Origin of the sequence: Nocardia sp. NPDC019219, from assembly GCF_040632645.1 — a bacterium.
Lineage (GTDB): Bacteria > Actinomycetota > Actinomycetes > Mycobacteriales > Mycobacteriaceae > Nocardia > Nocardia sputorum.
In genome coordinates, this window is the sequence record NZ_JBEYCG010000011.1 from 234,216 (window position 1) to 248,094 (window position 13,879).

Annotated in this window: 17 protein-coding genes; 4 read left to right on the plus strand and 13 right to left on the minus strand. The window is 66.0% G+C overall.

Going from position 1 to position 13,879, the window contains the following annotated elements; all coding sequences use genetic code 11:
- Nucleotides 1–3 precede the first annotated feature (3 nt).
- The 5 genes from ABZ552_RS21590 to ABZ552_RS21610 form a co-directional block, all read right to left on the minus strand.
- A complete protein-coding gene (locus ABZ552_RS21590) occupies nucleotides 4–387 on the minus strand; it encodes a hypothetical protein (protein WP_281916935.1) in 384 nt (127 codons plus the stop codon).
- A gap of 69 nt (nucleotides 388–456) precedes the next feature.
- Nucleotides 457–657 (minus strand): DUF6186 family protein, encoded by a 201-nt coding sequence (locus tag ABZ552_RS21595; protein ID WP_281916934.1) that lies wholly within the window; start codon nucleotides 655–657, stop codon nucleotides 457–459.
- Nucleotides 654–1,058 carry a hypothetical protein gene (locus tag ABZ552_RS21600; protein ID WP_357439258.1) on the minus strand — a complete coding sequence of 135 codons (405 nt, stop codon included), beginning with the start codon at nucleotides 1,056–1,058 and terminating at the stop codon, nucleotides 654–656. Before ABZ552_RS21600 ends, ABZ552_RS21595 begins: the two co-directional genes overlap by 4 nt.
- A gap of 109 nt (nucleotides 1,059–1,167) precedes the next feature.
- On the minus strand, nucleotides 1,168–1,773 hold the full coding sequence (locus ABZ552_RS21605; protein WP_281874841.1) for a TetR/AcrR family transcriptional regulator: 606 nt from the start codon (nucleotides 1,771–1,773) through the stop codon (nucleotides 1,168–1,170).
- A complete protein-coding gene (locus tag ABZ552_RS21610) occupies nucleotides 1,760–2,626 on the minus strand; it encodes an alpha/beta hydrolase (RefSeq protein WP_281874842.1) in 867 nt (288 codons plus the stop codon). Before ABZ552_RS21610 ends, ABZ552_RS21605 begins: the two co-directional genes overlap by 14 nt.
- Nucleotides 2,627–2,990: 364 nt before the next feature.
- Between ABZ552_RS21610 and ABZ552_RS21615 the strand changes: the two genes are divergently transcribed.
- Nucleotides 2,991–4,418 (plus strand): amidase, encoded by a 1,428-nt coding sequence (locus ABZ552_RS21615; RefSeq protein ID WP_357439264.1) that lies wholly within the window; start codon nucleotides 2,991–2,993, stop codon nucleotides 4,416–4,418.
- A 636-nt stretch (nucleotides 4,419–5,054) separates the two neighbouring features.
- Complete coding sequence (locus ABZ552_RS21620; RefSeq protein WP_357439267.1) at nucleotides 5,055–5,618, plus strand: hypothetical protein; 564 nt, start codon at nucleotides 5,055–5,057, stop codon at nucleotides 5,616–5,618.
- A gap of 26 nt (nucleotides 5,619–5,644) precedes the next feature.
- Here the strand turns inward: ABZ552_RS21620 and ABZ552_RS21625 are convergent, their stop codons facing one another.
- Both ABZ552_RS21625 and ABZ552_RS21630 read right to left on the minus strand, forming a co-directional pair.
- Nucleotides 5,645–7,273, minus strand: coding sequence for an amidase (locus ABZ552_RS21625; protein WP_357439270.1), 1,629 nt, complete (start codon nucleotides 7,271–7,273; stop codon nucleotides 5,645–5,647).
- 223 nt (nucleotides 7,274–7,496) lie between these two features.
- Complete coding sequence (locus ABZ552_RS21630; RefSeq protein ID WP_281874846.1) at nucleotides 7,497–7,667, minus strand: hypothetical protein; 171 nt, start codon at nucleotides 7,665–7,667, stop codon at nucleotides 7,497–7,499.
- A 52-nt stretch (nucleotides 7,668–7,719) separates the two neighbouring features.
- Between ABZ552_RS21630 and ABZ552_RS21635 the strand changes: the two genes are divergently transcribed.
- On the plus strand, nucleotides 7,720–8,199 hold the full coding sequence (locus ABZ552_RS21635; protein ID WP_281874847.1) for an NUDIX domain-containing protein: 480 nt from the start codon (nucleotides 7,720–7,722) through the stop codon (nucleotides 8,197–8,199).
- Here ABZ552_RS21635 and ABZ552_RS21640 read toward each other — a convergent pair.
- The 5 genes from ABZ552_RS21640 to ABZ552_RS21660 all read right to left on the minus strand — a co-directional run bounded on the left by ABZ552_RS21640 (nucleotide 8,196) and on the right by ABZ552_RS21660 (nucleotide 11,933).
- Nucleotides 8,196–9,635 carry a radical SAM protein gene (locus tag ABZ552_RS21640; RefSeq protein WP_357439275.1) on the minus strand — a complete coding sequence of 480 codons (1,440 nt, stop codon included), beginning with the start codon at nucleotides 9,633–9,635 and terminating at the stop codon, nucleotides 8,196–8,198. The genes ABZ552_RS21635 and ABZ552_RS21640 overlap by 4 nt on opposite strands.
- 1 nt (nucleotide 9,636) lies before the next feature.
- Nucleotides 9,637–10,434: a hypothetical protein gene (locus ABZ552_RS21645; protein ID WP_281874849.1), complete on the minus strand. Its 798-nt coding sequence runs from the start codon at nucleotides 10,432–10,434 to the stop codon at nucleotides 9,637–9,639.
- A 47-nt stretch (nucleotides 10,435–10,481) separates the two neighbouring features.
- Entirely contained in the window at nucleotides 10,482–11,165 is a 684-nt protein-coding gene (tmk, locus tag ABZ552_RS21650) for a dTMP kinase (RefSeq protein WP_281874850.1), read from the minus strand.
- A 65-nt stretch (nucleotides 11,166–11,230) separates the two neighbouring features.
- Nucleotides 11,231–11,449, minus strand: coding sequence for a hypothetical protein (locus ABZ552_RS21655; RefSeq protein ID WP_281874851.1), 219 nt, complete (start codon nucleotides 11,447–11,449; stop codon nucleotides 11,231–11,233).
- Nucleotides 11,450–11,453: 4 nt separating this feature from the next.
- Nucleotides 11,454–11,933: a DNA-directed RNA polymerase subunit beta gene (locus ABZ552_RS21660; RefSeq protein ID WP_357439278.1), complete on the minus strand. Its 480-nt coding sequence runs from the start codon at nucleotides 11,931–11,933 to the stop codon at nucleotides 11,454–11,456.
- Nucleotides 11,934–12,161: 228 nt separating this feature from the next.
- Here ABZ552_RS21660 and ABZ552_RS21665 point away from each other — a divergent pair, with 228 nt between their 5' ends.
- On the plus strand, nucleotides 12,162–13,505 hold the full coding sequence (locus ABZ552_RS21665; RefSeq protein ID WP_357439281.1) for a hypothetical protein: 1,344 nt from the start codon (nucleotides 12,162–12,164) through the stop codon (nucleotides 13,503–13,505).
- Here ABZ552_RS21665 and ABZ552_RS21670 read toward each other — a convergent pair.
- A partial coding sequence (locus ABZ552_RS21670) for a GNAT family N-acetyltransferase (protein WP_357439283.1) occupies nucleotides 13,478–13,879 on the minus strand: 402 nt, incomplete at its 5' end. The two genes, ABZ552_RS21665 and ABZ552_RS21670, sit on opposite strands and share 28 nt — an antisense overlap.

Sequence of the window (13,879 nt, forward strand, 5' to 3'; positions counted from 1 at the left end):
GGGTCAGCGCTGCCAGTTGGTGTCGGGCGTGTTGGGGGCGGGCGGTTGCTGCCAGTGGGTGTTGGGCGCGCCGAGAGCGGGCTGCTGGGGCCACTGCGCATTCGGGCCGGGTGCACCCGGCTGCTGGTACTGGGCTGGGCCCATGGTCTCGGCGTTGGCGCGGGCGATGAGGTCGGGGAGCTGCGGGGCGGCGACCGGTGACGAAGCGCCGCACCAGGTGCACTCCAGCTGGTGTTTGGTGCTGAGCGGGAAGAGCGGGATGAAGAAGAGCGTGAACTTGGTGACGAGTTTGCGCAGCGCGTGTGCGGCGGGATTGCCGCAGCGGCCGCAGATCAAGGTGATCATGGCGAGCGTGTGGATACGCTTCTGCCAGCCCCAGATCAGCATGTGAAACCCCCGAAGATAGAGAATCCGATGTCGGTCACAGTAGTAGATCGCTCGAGCGGCGTGCGGGCTTCACCTGGCCAGGAAGTGCCAGCCGAGCCATGCCCATACGAGCACGGCGATGATTCTCGTCGTTCGGGTTGCGGTCAGGTAGGCGATCGTCTCCCCCGCAGAAGCGACCAGATCGCGGCGCACCCACGTCACCACGACCGCGACGAGCGCGGCCGCCAGGATCAGGGCGAACCCCAGGAGGACGACGGCTCGATCGCTCATCTCGACACCAGCCACCACCCGGCGGCCAGCCACACCAGCCATCCGGCGAACCGCAGCGGCCACTGTTCGAGCGCCGGATCCAGCAGTGTGGACAAGGTCGGGTGCTCGTGGCTCGGCTGATTCAGGGCGGGCTGGCGCAGGAGCGCGTAGACCTCCCATGCCGATGCCGCGACCAGCAGCGCCGACCACACGACCAGGCCGCGCCCGAGCCGGGCGCTGCGCGGAAGCCGCTCGAATCTCCCGCGGAACGCCAGCACCGTCGCGCCCAGCGCCGCCACCGCCACCAGCGCGGTCGCGGGCCAGCTGAACGGCCGGGTCGCGGCACCGCCCGCCGCGAGCACCAGGCCCACGGTCAGCGGTGTCACACGCGACCGGAGTCGACGCGCCGATTGCTCTGTCACATGCGCAGGATAAGACCAGAGGACGTCGTATCGAGGCAGGCAGCGACCATCTACGGATGCGTCGAGCGAGGCCGAGAGTTCCCGATCGTTGCGGCGCGGCCCGCTCGTCTCAGCCGTCGGCGCGCATGAGCCCCGAGATGAGCAGCAGGACCGATTGCTGGGTCTGCGCGCGGGCGAGATCGGAGTCCTCGGCGTGCGCCACGATCAAGGCGGCCTCACTGATCACGCTGACGACGAGCTGGGCCAGCACGGGAACGGGGGCGTCGGCGATCAACCCGGCGTCGCGGGCGCGCTCGAGTTGCGTGGTGATCAAGCCGAGCCCGTGCGCGGATTCGAATTCGCGCCAGGCCTGCCAGCCGAGCACGGCGGGGGCGTCGGTGAGGGCGATCCGCAGCATCGCGGGGCGCTGGCAGATCTCCAGGAACAGCCCGAGCCCCGCTGCCATTCCGGCCATCACGTCCGCGGAATCGACTGCGGCGATGGCGTTTTCGATCTCCTCGGTGATCTCGACCTCGATCTGCTCCAGCACCGCGAGGAAAAGTCCGCGTTTATCGCCGTAATGGTGATGCAGCGCGCCCCGGGTGACGCCCGCCTCGGTCACCAGTTCCTCGGCGGAAGTCCCCGCGAAGCCGCGCTCGGTGAACAACCGGCGTCCCGCCTGTTCGAGCGCGGCCTTGGTTGCGCGAGAGCGGTCTTCCTGGCTACGGCGTGGCATGCAGGCGAGTGAACTCCAGGATCGATGCGGCGAGCAACTCGGGCTGGTCCTCCGGCACGAAGGTGTAGGAGTCGTCGATGAGCGTCAGCTGCGCGTTCGGCAGGTCGTGGGCCAGGCGTTCGGCGAACGACAGCGGGAACAGCCGGTCCTCTCGCGCCCAGGCCAGCAGTACCGGGATGTCGACACCCGCGAAGTGGCGGGCGGCTTCCAGGGTGTAGCGGCGATGCGCCGACTTCAGGAAGCGCCGCAGATCTTTCCGGATCGCGGCGGAGTTTCGGCTCGGCAGCAGGTAGGAGTCCACGATTTCGGGCGGGACGGGCCGTTTGGTGACCCAGCCGAAAGCCAGCGGAAGGCGGTGCAGCGCCCGGATCCGCAGCGCCTCGGTGAGGGGACGCAACGACCCCGGGATCTTCGCCAGCAGCGGCAGCGCGGTGAACGGCTGCGGCAGGAAGCTTTCGTAGCTGTCCACCGAGACGAGGACGACGCGGCCGACACGGGACCGGTCGCGAGTCAGCAACACCTGGGTGATCGCTCCGCCGGTGTCGTTGGCCACCAAGGTGACGTCGGTGAGGTCGAGACGCTCGAGGAACGCGGCGATGAGATCGGCGATCCCGACGGGTGTCAGTTCCGCGTCCGGGACCGGGATCTCATGCGAGCCGAGCGGCCAGTCCGGGGCGAGGCAGCGGTATCCGGCCGCGGCGATCGTGGGCACCACCTTGCGCCAGATGTCCGCGTTGACGAGCAGGCCGTGCACGAACACGACCGGAGCGCCCTCCCCCGTCTCGTGATAGCGAATGCGGCCGCCGGGCAGTTCCACTTCGTGGGTGCGGCCGAGTGCAGTGCTGGTTGCCATGAGTCCTCCCGGAGATCGGCGGTGCTGGAACCACTGTTACATACATACCGTATGTATGTCTAGCGCGGACGAGCACCGCCTCGACCGCGCCTCCACACCCGCCGGTCGACCGCATCTCATGCCGGTCCCGCGCCGACCGACGCGCGGGCCAGAGCGGCGTACCCCGCGCGGTAGGCCGTTCGGAACATTCGGCCAGTTCCGATCACGCATGGCGGCTCCGGCGGAAGTCCCGATCGGTGACCCGCTCGAGCGGACACCGTGGCGTCTCCGACCGCCCCAACGGTTCCATGCTCGCGCGCACCGACATGGACGATTGACCAACTTCGCGCTACCGTCTGGTACACCACGACGAGACGGAGCTCACATGACGGTGTCCGATCCTGCCCGCGTCCCCGGCACCCGGGAGCTGGGGCTGGCCGAACTCGCGGCTGCCATCGCCGGCGGCTCGATCGCCTCGACCACGGCGGTCGGCGGCGCACTGGATCGGATCGACGCGACGCAGAGCACGCTCAACGCTTTCCGTATCGTGCGCCGGGAGCGGGCGCTCGCCGAGGCCGCCGAAGCCGACCGGCGGCTGGCCGCGGGCGAACGGCTGCCGCTGCTGGGCGTGCCCGTCGCGGTGAAGGACGACACGGACGTCGCGGGCGAGCCGACCGCGTTCGGCTGCGGCGGCGACTTCGCGCCCAAGACCGAGGACGCGGAATCGGTGCGGCGCCTGCGTGCCGCGGGCGCGGTGATCGTCGGCAAGACCAATACCTGCGAGCTCGGACAGTGGCCGTTCACCAGCGCCGCGTCGTTCGGCCACACCCGCAATCCCTGGGACCGCACCCGGACGCCGGGCGGCTCCTCCGGCGGAGCTTCGGCGGCCGTCGCGGCCGGATTGGTCCCGGCCGCCCTCGGTTCCGACGGCGCGGGCTCGATCCGCATTCCCGCCGCGTGGACGAACCTGGTCGGCATCAAACCGCAGCGCGGACGGATCTCCACCTGGCCGGAGCCCGAAGCGTTTTACGGGCTCACCGTGAACGGGCCGCTGGCGCGCACCGTCGCGGACGCGGCGCTGCTGCTGGACGCCGCGGCCGGTCCGCATCCAGACGACCTGCACACGCCGGAACCGATCACCGCGTCGGACGCCGTCGGCCGGGACCCGGGAAAACTGCGGATCGCCCTGTCGCTGCGAATTCCCTTCACCGCGACCAGAACAGCGCTGGACCCCGAGGTCGAGCGAGCGGTGCGCCGCACCGCCGATACGCTGCGCGCGCTCGGGCACACCGTGACCGTGGCCGACCTGCATTACGGCATCCTGGTCGGCGCCTCCTTCCTGCCGCGTTCGCTCGCAGGCATCCGGCGGGTCCACAATCGGATGCCCGGACTGAAGGTCGATCCGCGCACCACCGCCAATGCCCGGATCGGGCGCGTGCTCGACGGTCCCGCGCTCTACGCGGCGCGTCACGTGGAACCGTTGCTGCACAATCGGATCGGCCGCTTCTTCCGCGACTACGATGTCGTCCTCGCCCCCACCACCGCCACGCCGCCGCCGCGCGCCGAAGAAATCGACGGCATCGGCGTCAACGCCACCAACAACCTCATCACCGCCGCCTGCCCCTACACCTGGCCCTGGAACGTTCTCGGCTGGCCGAGCATCAACGTCCCCGCAGGCTTCACCGAGACCGGCCTCCCGGTCGGCGCCCAACTGATGGGCACGGCGCATTCCGAACCGCTTTTGATCTCCCTGGCCGCCCAACTCGAATCCGAACTCCAGTGGCACCGCCACCGCCCCGACCCGTGGTGGTGACCTGAACCCAGTCCCGCTCGAGCCGAGTCGATTCCGTCTCCGGCGGGTATCGCACGAACCGCGCCGGAACATGCTCGGCATCCATCCGCGCGATGTACCTTGTGGATGCGCCGAGTCCCCGCATGTGCCGGTACGGCCGCCGCGGAATCCTCGCGGTTCGAATGCGCCGATGCCGTTCCCTCTCGGCCGACCGTGGAACGCGAGGAGTGCCCGATGGCCGACTGTCACCTGGTGGACGTAGATATCTTGCTCGTGCGCAACGACATCCAGGGCAGTCGCTGGTCATACGGTCACACGGCCGTCGGCGGTGTCGGGAGAAGATGAAGAAGCTGCGGCGATCAGGCCGAAGGCGTTGTCTTGCTGATCAGATCCGAATTGGTCGCACGGGCATATGCCCGATTCGCCCAGCACTTGAGCAACGAAATCAGGAGGCTGGCGACAGCTGATGCCGAACACGGCGTCAGGCCCTTCGCTCGGGAAAGCTCGGGGGCGGCCGCAGTATTTTCCGATGCCGACAGAGGGCTTCGGCACGCTTTCGATACCGGCGACCCGTCGTTCCCGGGTCCGCTGTCGGAATCCGGATCCACCTCGCCGGATCGTTTCTATAACGGAGCACGCCTGTGGCAAGTCGATCAAGTGTTCCCCAGAGCTTTTCGCAGAGACGAAGCCGCAGCCGAGGACGGATATATCCGCACAGCGTCACACAGCACCGCCGGAGATGTCGTATACCTGACCGACGGCACCGACATCGCCGGCGTGTACGGAACGATCACGAGCTGGACCGATGTCCGCGACGGCACGATGCGATTCCACCCCGCGGGCATGGTCCTGGGAATCGACGCCAACCGTATTCGGGTGAATCCGATGCTCGAAGAGGGGCATTCCGCGGCCAACTTCATCGAAGGTGTCAGCGACCGCGTATTCACCACTCCGGGCCGGGTCGACACTTCCAAGATCGTCAGCGTGGAATTCCAGACCTACGACGACATCATCACCAACCCCGACGTAACCCTCGTCGCCGACGGTTTCCCCGGCTTCGACGGCCTTCGGCAAGAATCGCTACGCGACCCCGCGATAGTCGCCGATCGCCTCACCGGCATCGCCGAAGCCGTGCGCAGAAACTACCCGGCGATCGATGTCACCGTCGGCGCCAACCGTCTCACCACCGACGAAGCCATCAGAACGTTCCTGGCCACCTGAGCAGGCCCGGTCGTGTCGTGTACGCCCTACTTCGGTGGCTGGAAGCCGCCGATTTGCTGTTCGAGCAGTTCGGCGAGCCGCAGTGGGGTGCGGTCCTCGAACATCGGGCCGATGAGTTGCACTCCGACCGGCAGACCTTCGGAAGATCGCCCCGCGGGTACAGCTGTCGCGGGAAGGCCGGGCATGGTGGCCAGGCCGGCCCAGACGAGCTGGTCGAAGTACGGGTACTCGACCCCGTCGATGTCGAGCCGACGCTCCAGCAGATCAGGGTTGTGGTCATGCGGGAACGCGGGCGTCGGCGTGCTGGGACACACCACGGCATCGAACTCGCCGAACAGCTGCCGCCAACCGTGGCGATGGATCTCGCGACGGTTGTACACCTCGATCCAATCGCGGTGACTCAACACCATGCCGCGCAGCCGCGCCGCGTCGAGGCTCTGGTCGTCTGCGCTCAGGCCGGCTGCCCGGGTCCGCAGCTGCTCGTAGCTGTCGACGGGAAATCGTGCCACTGAGCCAGAGAACAGCAGTTGCGTGTAGAGAATCGCGGCTTCGGCCAGATCGGGCAGCAGTGGGCTGTGCCGTTCGACGCGGGCACCACTGGCGACAAGCGCGTCGGCCACCCGGTTCACGCCCGCTCGAACCGCGGCCCCGGTCGCGATGAACGGATGCTGATCGAGGACCAAGACCCGGAAGTCGCCGAGTCTCTCGTGGCGCGCGGGCGGCAGCGTCACCGCATGCGCCACGCCGAGCGTCAACGGGTCCGGTCCCGCCATCACGTCGAGCAGGAGTGTGAGGTCGCGGGCAGTGCGCGCCATCGGACCGACAACGGCGAGGTCGGCCTCGATCGGCAAGGCCGGCGCGGGCGGCGGGGTCATACCGCGCATCGCCGCCAGCCCCAGTGTCGGCTTGTGCGCGTAGACGCCACAGAAATGCGCGGGGGTGCGCAACGAACCGGCGAGGTCGGAGCCGATGGACAGCGCACCGAAGCCGGATGCCAGTGCCGCGGCCGATCCGCCGGAGGATCCGCCCGACGTGCGGCCGTGATCCCACGGGTTGTTGGTGGTGCCGTAGATCTCGTTGAAGCTCTGCAGATCTTGCAACCCCAACGGCACATTGGTCTTACCGAGCACCACCGCGCCCGCGGCTTTCAGCCGCGCCACCTGTACCGCGTCCTCGGCCGGCACGAAGTTCCGGTACTGCGGCATACCCCAGGTCGTGGGCATCCCGACCATGTTGTAGGACTCCTTGACGGTCACCGGAATGCCCAGCAGCGGCCGATCCGCACCCCGGCCGCGCGCCTGGTCGGCATGCCGCGCCGCCGCCCGCGCACGATCGAAATCAGGCACACAGATCGCGTTGATCACCCTGTCATCCCGCTCGATCCCAGCGATCGCCGCGTCGGTCAATTCCACCGCGGACACTTCCCCAGCACGTAACGCAGCCGAAAGCTCGCCGGCCGACCGAAAATTCCATTCCATGAATTCGACGCTAGCGGCCCTCCACAGCGGCCATAAAATCCCGCTTCCCGCAACGGAAGTACGTGGAAACTTTCCCCGGCGAGGGCACATCGAAGTGCCAATTGCAACAAGCATCGTGATGGCACCAGTGCCCCCGTTGACGCCGTCGGAACGATCTGCGGCGGCGAGATCCGTCAACAATGTCGTGCTGGGCGTGCGCGAGGTCGATCAGTGTCACCAGGCAAGAGGGGCACGCGGAGGCGGGGTGTCGCGCATCATCGCTCGACATACAGCCGCTCATATGGCCACCGAGGCAGCCGATCATTTGCGTCGCTGGCGATGGATACGGCGTCGGTGCAATGGTGGCACTTTCGTCTTGCACGAATACACGGCCGCAGTCAAGCACGCCGTGTAGGGGTTGTCACGGCTCGAGGTAAAGACGTTCGTTCGGCAGACGCGGTAATCCGGTTGGGTCGCCGGGGACGACGGTCACCGCGTCCGGGTAGTGGTAGGCGCGCCAGTCCTCGATGAAGCGCGAAGCCGCGGTTGCGCAGGCGGCGAATTCCAGGCGGAGGTCGTGGACAGCAATCACGGCCCGGTCGCGTGGTGCCGAGATCGTTGATGCCGTATGGTCTCGGCCGACCGTGGAACGCGAGGAGATGCCGATGGCTGATCGTCACCTGGTAGATGTTCATATCCTGCTCGTGCGCGACGACAAGCTACTGCTGACTCAGCGTCGGGGAGATATGTTCGAAGGCCGGTGGCATCTACCATCGGGCAAACTGGACGCGGGCGAGCCGATTACGACCGCCGCCGCCCGAGAAGCCCATGAGGAAGTCGGTGTGCTCATCGACCCGACCGACCTCAGATTCGTTCATGCGGTGCACGCCGCCGGTTCAGGCCCGGAACCACGGCTGGGGCTGTTCCTGCAAGCACGGCGGTGGGTCGGGGAGCCGGTGAATCGGGAGCCGCAGAAGTGCGCTGCGGTGCATTGGTTCCCGATCGACCAGCTACCCGATGACTTGATCGAATATCCCGCCGTCGGGATCCGCGCGTTCCTCGACGGTACAGCGCCGTTCAGCGAGCACGGCTGGAACACACCAGCCGCAGTCGCCGACGTCTAACAAGCAGAAGCCCGCTCATGCTGAGCATGCGCGAGGTCGATCAGCTTGGCGCGGATGTAGCTGGTCGGCGCTTCGGCCAACTGGAGGTTGACCGAGAAATTGAACTCGTCACGGGCGAGCATCGACTCGTCGACACCTCCACCGGTCAAGTCCACCGGCGAGTAGTTCAGAAGCTGTTCCGCTTGGTAGCGGCCGGTCGCCAGGAGCCGATGCCATTCGGGTGTTCCGGGATAGGGACGGAACTCGAACACCGATGCGCGAAAGCGGCCGGGCAGCCGGTCGGTGGCCTCCCAGAGTAGGTGGATCAACTGCTCGGTGGCATCGATCTCTTGGCGGGTCTCGTCGGGAAATCCGAGGATGAAGTATCCCTTCACGCCTATGCCGCGTTCAGCCAAACGCGTCACAACGCTGACCGCCATTTCAGGCGTGATCCGTTTGTCTATGTACTCGAGCATGCGGGCGCTGCCGGACTCGATGCCGAGAGCCACTTCACGTAATCCATTGGACGCGAGGGTTGTCAGCATCTCGTCGTCAGCTCGATGCAGCACGTTGATACGGCCGGTGGCATCCCAGCACGCCCAATCGCCGACCTGTTCGGTGGTGAACGCGCCCATCATCGTATCGATCACACGCCGCGCTCCCAGAAATAGATCATCAACGAACCGGAACGCGGTCACGCTGCACTGCTCCCGAAGCCGCACCATTTCGTCGATGATGTTGTACGGGTCCCGGATGCGGATGGTGATATCAGGGTTTGCGGTGACCGCCGCTCCGCAAAAAGAGCAGTTGTATGGACAACCCCGGGCACCGACCATGTTCGCTTCCCATCGGGCCTGCTCGTAGTGCGGGTCTTGGCACAGATAGGCCCGGTCGACGAAGGGCAAGCCGTCGATGTCGGGTGCGAGATGGTGGGATGACCCTGGTACACCCCCGGTGACCGGTGTCCGCACGACCGGGTCCAGCCACATCACGCCCGGTAACCGGCGTCGGTTGCGATGATCATCGAGTAGTTCGGACACGCGGGTCTCGGCTTCGCCGACTACCAGCGCGGCGCAGCGCGTCATGCGTGGATCGGTGAGGATCTGGTTCGGCATGGCTTTGGCCTGATGTCCGCCGAGCATCACCTTGATGTCGGGGTCGAGACCGGCGGCGATGCGGGCGCTGATTTCATAGGTAGGTGCGAGCAGGTTGAACCCCGCCCACCGTGGCCGGGTTGTGTTGACGATGTCGACCGTCTGATCGATGCCCAACCCATGGGCCTCGGCATCGAGGACACCGACATTGAACCCCTGCTGAGCGGCGTAGGTGGCGATATAGGCCATACCCAGCACGGGGAGTGTGAAGTCGTTGACTCTGGGACGCAGACTGTAGTCCCGTAGCGGCGCATTGACGAACAGCGCATCCAGTGGGTGGTTTGCGGCGGCTCCGGCGATCAAGTCACGACGGGGCCGTTCTAGTGAGTTCTGCATTGGATACCCCCCATGCGAGAGTGAGTAATGTCCACGCGGACAATTGATTTCCCGCCAGCTCTTGCCATTGTGCCGCGAATCCGGGCTCGTCGTCATCCCACATGCGCTCGGGCGAAAGTCTCCTTGCCCAGGTGCGGACAGCCAGATCGGCGTACGGATACACGGAGAAGTCGTTGGTGAAGTCGGCCACCGCGGCGCCGGCGGTCCACGGCCCGATCCGGGGCACCACCTGTAAGGCGTCGATCAGTGCGAGGCGGTCAGAGGGAGAAGTCGCCATCGCGGTCCAGGCTTCGCCGTGTTCGAGGTAAGCCCTCGCAGCGGCCTGAAGAGCTGGTCGTTTGAACGCGACGCCGAGCTCGGAGAACGCGTGATCGGGCAATGCGAGGATCTTCTGTGGTTCCGGAAACAGCCATGCCGTGGTGCCGCCGTGGTCGATCGGCTGCCCATATGCGCGGCTGAACAGGAGATACAGCTTGCGGGCCTGGCCGGCTCGAATCACCTGCCGAACAATCGCGGTAGCCAAGGCGTCCCACAAGCTCGGATTCGCCACCCTTGTTACTACGCCGGCGGCCTTCAATCCGACCAACATGTCATCGGCACCGGCGAGCGCGGCTGGATCGAACTCCCCCACCCGTAACCACACCTCGGCAACTCTGGTGTCTGTGACGATCGTGGTGTGGTGGCCGTCGGTGACGGCGCGGTGGACCACGCCGTCACCGGCCTGCACCCAGCCTGGGTGGTCGAGCATCATCCGGCCGAAGACCATTACTGCCCCTTCACTGTTCGGATTGGGTCATCATCGTCCCTTCCTTGCTATTCGGTGACAGGACCGCCCTGGTCGCTGCGAGGGTGCGCGCGGAGGTGCGACACGATGAGGTTGCCGATCGCACGGGCGTTTGCGAGCGGCTGCCGATGCGTGCAGTCGAACTCGGCCACCGTCCACCCGCGGTCAGCGAGCTCGTCGGCGACTTCGTGGAATCGATGCGATTGGGTCCGACTGCTGTCGCCGGCTCGTTCGAATCGGTCATGCGCACCTCGCGTTGTGAGCCGCGCGGCCAGTGCACGGACGTCTGCGTGCAGCATCACCGCCAAATCCGGAGCCGGTACGCCGTGATTGAGTTGCCACACCATCTGCGGGTCGACACCATCGAGTGTTTGCAGAACAAGCGAGGACGGTAGATAGCGGTCGCAAATTACGATCATGCCCGCCTTGATCGCAGGAACTATTTCACTGGCGAGTTGATGATGTCGGTCGCCGGCGACCAAACATGCCAACGCGATTCCGCGATAGGTGTCAGCCTGCGCACGGATGAGATCGCCGAGCGCGGTGGGGCTGGGTTGCGCCGTGGCGTGCACACGGGCCCCTTGTTTGCGCAGGTATCCGACCAGCTCGTGAGCGATACTGGACTTGCCGACTCCTCCTGGTCCGTCGAGGGTGACCAGCATGCCCGTGCCGCTCATCTCATCCGCGCGTCCCGGTCGTGTCAGGTGACTCATCGATCTTCTCCGTTTCATCACCCACCTGGCCTTCACCGGTGGTCGTCGCTCGAATATCAGGGTCGTCATCGCTCGAGGTAAAGACGTTCGTTCGGCAGACGCGGTAATCCGGTTGGGTCGCCGGGGACGACGGTCACCGCGTCCGGGTAGTGGTAGGCGCGCCAGTCCTCGATGAAGCGCGACGCCGCGGTTGCGCAGGCGGCGAATTCCAGGCGGAGGTCGTGGAATTGGATCGACAAGTGCACGTCGTCTTCTTCGGGGCGTGGGGACAGCTGTGCATCCATGGCCTCACCGCCTGCGCTGCGGATGGCAAGCGCGGATGGACTCGATGACGGCCATGCCGGACGGGCGGAAGGCGTCGCGGGGCGGCGTCACCCATACCCGAAATCCCGCCTGCCGAGCGGCAGGTGACGGCAACGCAATCTGCGCGCCGTGCCGGGACACCGACACGTTGAGCCGGAACAACTCGGCGAACAACCTGTTCTCGTCCGGCACGTCCGGCACGATCAGGAAGGTCCATCGCTTGGAGCGCGGATGCGAGACGATCGGGCCGAGTCGCATACCCAGGTTCTGCATCCGGCCCTTCACCGCAGCCCCGAGCTGATGGGGAATGGTGACCGCGCCGACGCTGCCCGCAGGCACGATGATGCTTCCGATTTCGGGTTGGACTCTCGCGGGTAGCCCGCAGATCTCACGATAGAAGCGACACCGCGTCAACGGCGTGTCGGCCTGCACCGACGGCAACACCTGCGTGTCCTCCAACCCCATCCCCGCATCTCCCTGCTCGTGGTGTGCTGAGCACCCGGCGCCGAGGAGCATGCGCCACCGATCGGCCGCTCACAGCTGATCGGTGTGCCGTCGGGCGCGACGGCATCGACCCGGCACCGGATGCAGGACCAGCATCCGGTGGTGAAGAGCCGGAATACAGGTACGCAGCAGGCACTTTGGTCCTACTCTTCCGGTATTCGACACGTCGAGGTGAGGGTGGGGCCAGCGATGATCGACAAGTGGACCGGCGCTGAGGTGCTGGCGCTGCGGACAGCGATGCGGCTGACGCAGGAGGAGTTCGCGGCGGTCTGCGGACGTGCGGTGCGCACAGTCGGCAAGTGGGAGCAGCAGGGCGGTCGAGCCGCGCTGAGCCCGCGTTCCTCGGATGCGATGGACACGGTGCTGGAAGGTCTCAGCCCCGAGCAGGCGTACCGGTTCTACAACGACGGCGCATCGCTCACGGCTGCGATCGCCACCTCGTCACCGCAACCCCGCCTACACTCGTCTCTGGATGCCGAACTGAGGACGTGGGTCGAAATGAACCGACGCGAATTGCTTCGCCTGTTCGGCGGCGTTTCCGGTGGATTGCCTGCGGTCGCCGCGATTTTGTCCGGCCTGGACCCGGACGAACAACGACGAGTCGGTGAAGTACTCGTCCAGCCCGGCCGTGTCGACAGCGCCACCATCGGCCATATCGAAACTGCGATGAAGACTGCGCTGTTCCAGGAGGACCTCTACGGTCCATACGTCGTACTTCCAATGGCCTCCGCTCAACTGGCCATCGCGTCCGCTCTGCTGCGGGAAGCACCTACCCACTTGCGGGCTCGACTGCTGACCGTCCACAGCCAGCTCGCGGAGATGGTGGGATGGATGCGGTTCGATATGCGCCAATTCGATTCCGCGAACTCGAGTTATGAACAGGCGCGCGAATCCGCGCACGCGGCAGGCAACGACGCGCTGGTGACTCTAGTTCTGTGCAATATGAGCTACCTCGCCATCTGGCGCGGCTCCCCGCGCACGGGAATCGATCACGCGGTCGCTGCCCAGAATTGGGCACGCTCGGTGGATGATGGTCTGCTTCGCTCATATGCCGATGTCATCGCGGCATTCGCCTACGCCGGTACCGGCCGCCATGACGCATGTGTCGCAGCGCTCGATGCCGCAGACACCCTCTTGGACAATGCGCCGCCATCGGAGAATTCCATCGCCTACTTCCATGGGCAAGGGCTGTCGCTGTCGTTCCGAAGTGACTGCATGTACCGGCTCGGACGTGCGGCCGCGGCTCAGGAAGCTGCCGAATCGTCGCTCGCGCTCATCGGTGACGACTTCACTCGCAATCGTGCGGTAGCCTACGTCGACTTGGCACACGCCCACGTCGTGGCGCGGGAGATCGATGAAGCCGCACAGGTGATCGGCAAGGCGGCGGCACTGGCCATGTCGTGTCGTTCCGACCGGCTCGTCGGCATGATCTCGGATGCGCGATCGGACATTGCCCCGTGGTCTGATGCGCTGTGTGTACGTGAACTGGACGACCTTCTAGCGGATTACGGACTCCTCAACTCTCGGATGTAGACGTCGAACTCCGGTGATACGGAAGCCGGTGTGTCTTGCCGCCCTACCAGATGCCATCCACCGATCGCCCGGTAGAACGCATGTGTGTCTTCCGCCTGCGGCTGGACCGCCAGGGTTGCCCGCTGTTCGGATCGGCTGTCGAGCAGGGTGTCCAGCAGTCGGCGGCCGATGCCGAGCCGACGCGCCGACTTCTGCACAGCGAGATCGATCACCGCGAAGGTCCTTCCCGGCCATTCGCGCGTGACATCCGGAGATACCGGCTGCTGGAACCCGTCCCACTGTCGACGCTCTTCGAAATGTAGGCCGGTGGCGCTCGTTGAAGATCGGCCACTTGGTGGTTGTTTAGTCTGCCGTGTTGTCTGTCCGCATGGACG

Coding starts and splice junctions, on each gene's coding strand:
- ABZ552_RS21590 (WP_281916935.1), bottom strand. CDS start 387: ATGCTGATCTGGGGCTGGCAGAAGCGTATCCACACGCTCGCCATGATC.
- ABZ552_RS21595 (WP_281916934.1), bottom strand. CDS start 657: ATGAGCGATCGAGCCGTCGTCCTCCTGGGGTTCGCCCTGATCCTGGCG.
- ABZ552_RS21605 (WP_281874841.1), bottom strand. CDS start 1,773: ATGCCACGCCGTAGCCAGGAAGACCGCTCTCGCGCAACCAAGGCCGCG.
- ABZ552_RS21610 (WP_281874842.1), bottom strand. CDS start 2,626: ATGGCAACCAGCACTGCACTCGGCCGCACCCACGAAGTGGAACTGCCC.
- ABZ552_RS21615 (WP_357439264.1), top strand. CDS start 2,991: ATGACGGTGTCCGATCCTGCCCGCGTCCCCGGCACCCGGGAGCTGGGG.
- ABZ552_RS21645 (WP_281874849.1), bottom strand. CDS start 10,434: ATGGTCTTCGGCCGGATGATGCTCGACCACCCAGGCTGGGTGCAGGCC.
- tmk (WP_281874850.1), bottom strand. CDS start 11,165: ATGAGTCACCTGACACGACCGGGACGCGCGGATGAGATGAGCGGCACG.
- ABZ552_RS21655 (WP_281874851.1), bottom strand. CDS start 11,449: ATGGATGCACAGCTGTCCCCACGCCCCGAAGAAGACGACGTGCACTTG.
- ABZ552_RS21660 (WP_357439278.1), bottom strand. CDS start 11,933: ATGGGGTTGGAGGACACGCAGGTGTTGCCGTCGGTGCAGGCCGACACG.
- ABZ552_RS21665 (WP_357439281.1), top strand. CDS start 12,162: ATGATCGACAAGTGGACCGGCGCTGAGGTGCTGGCGCTGCGGACAGCG.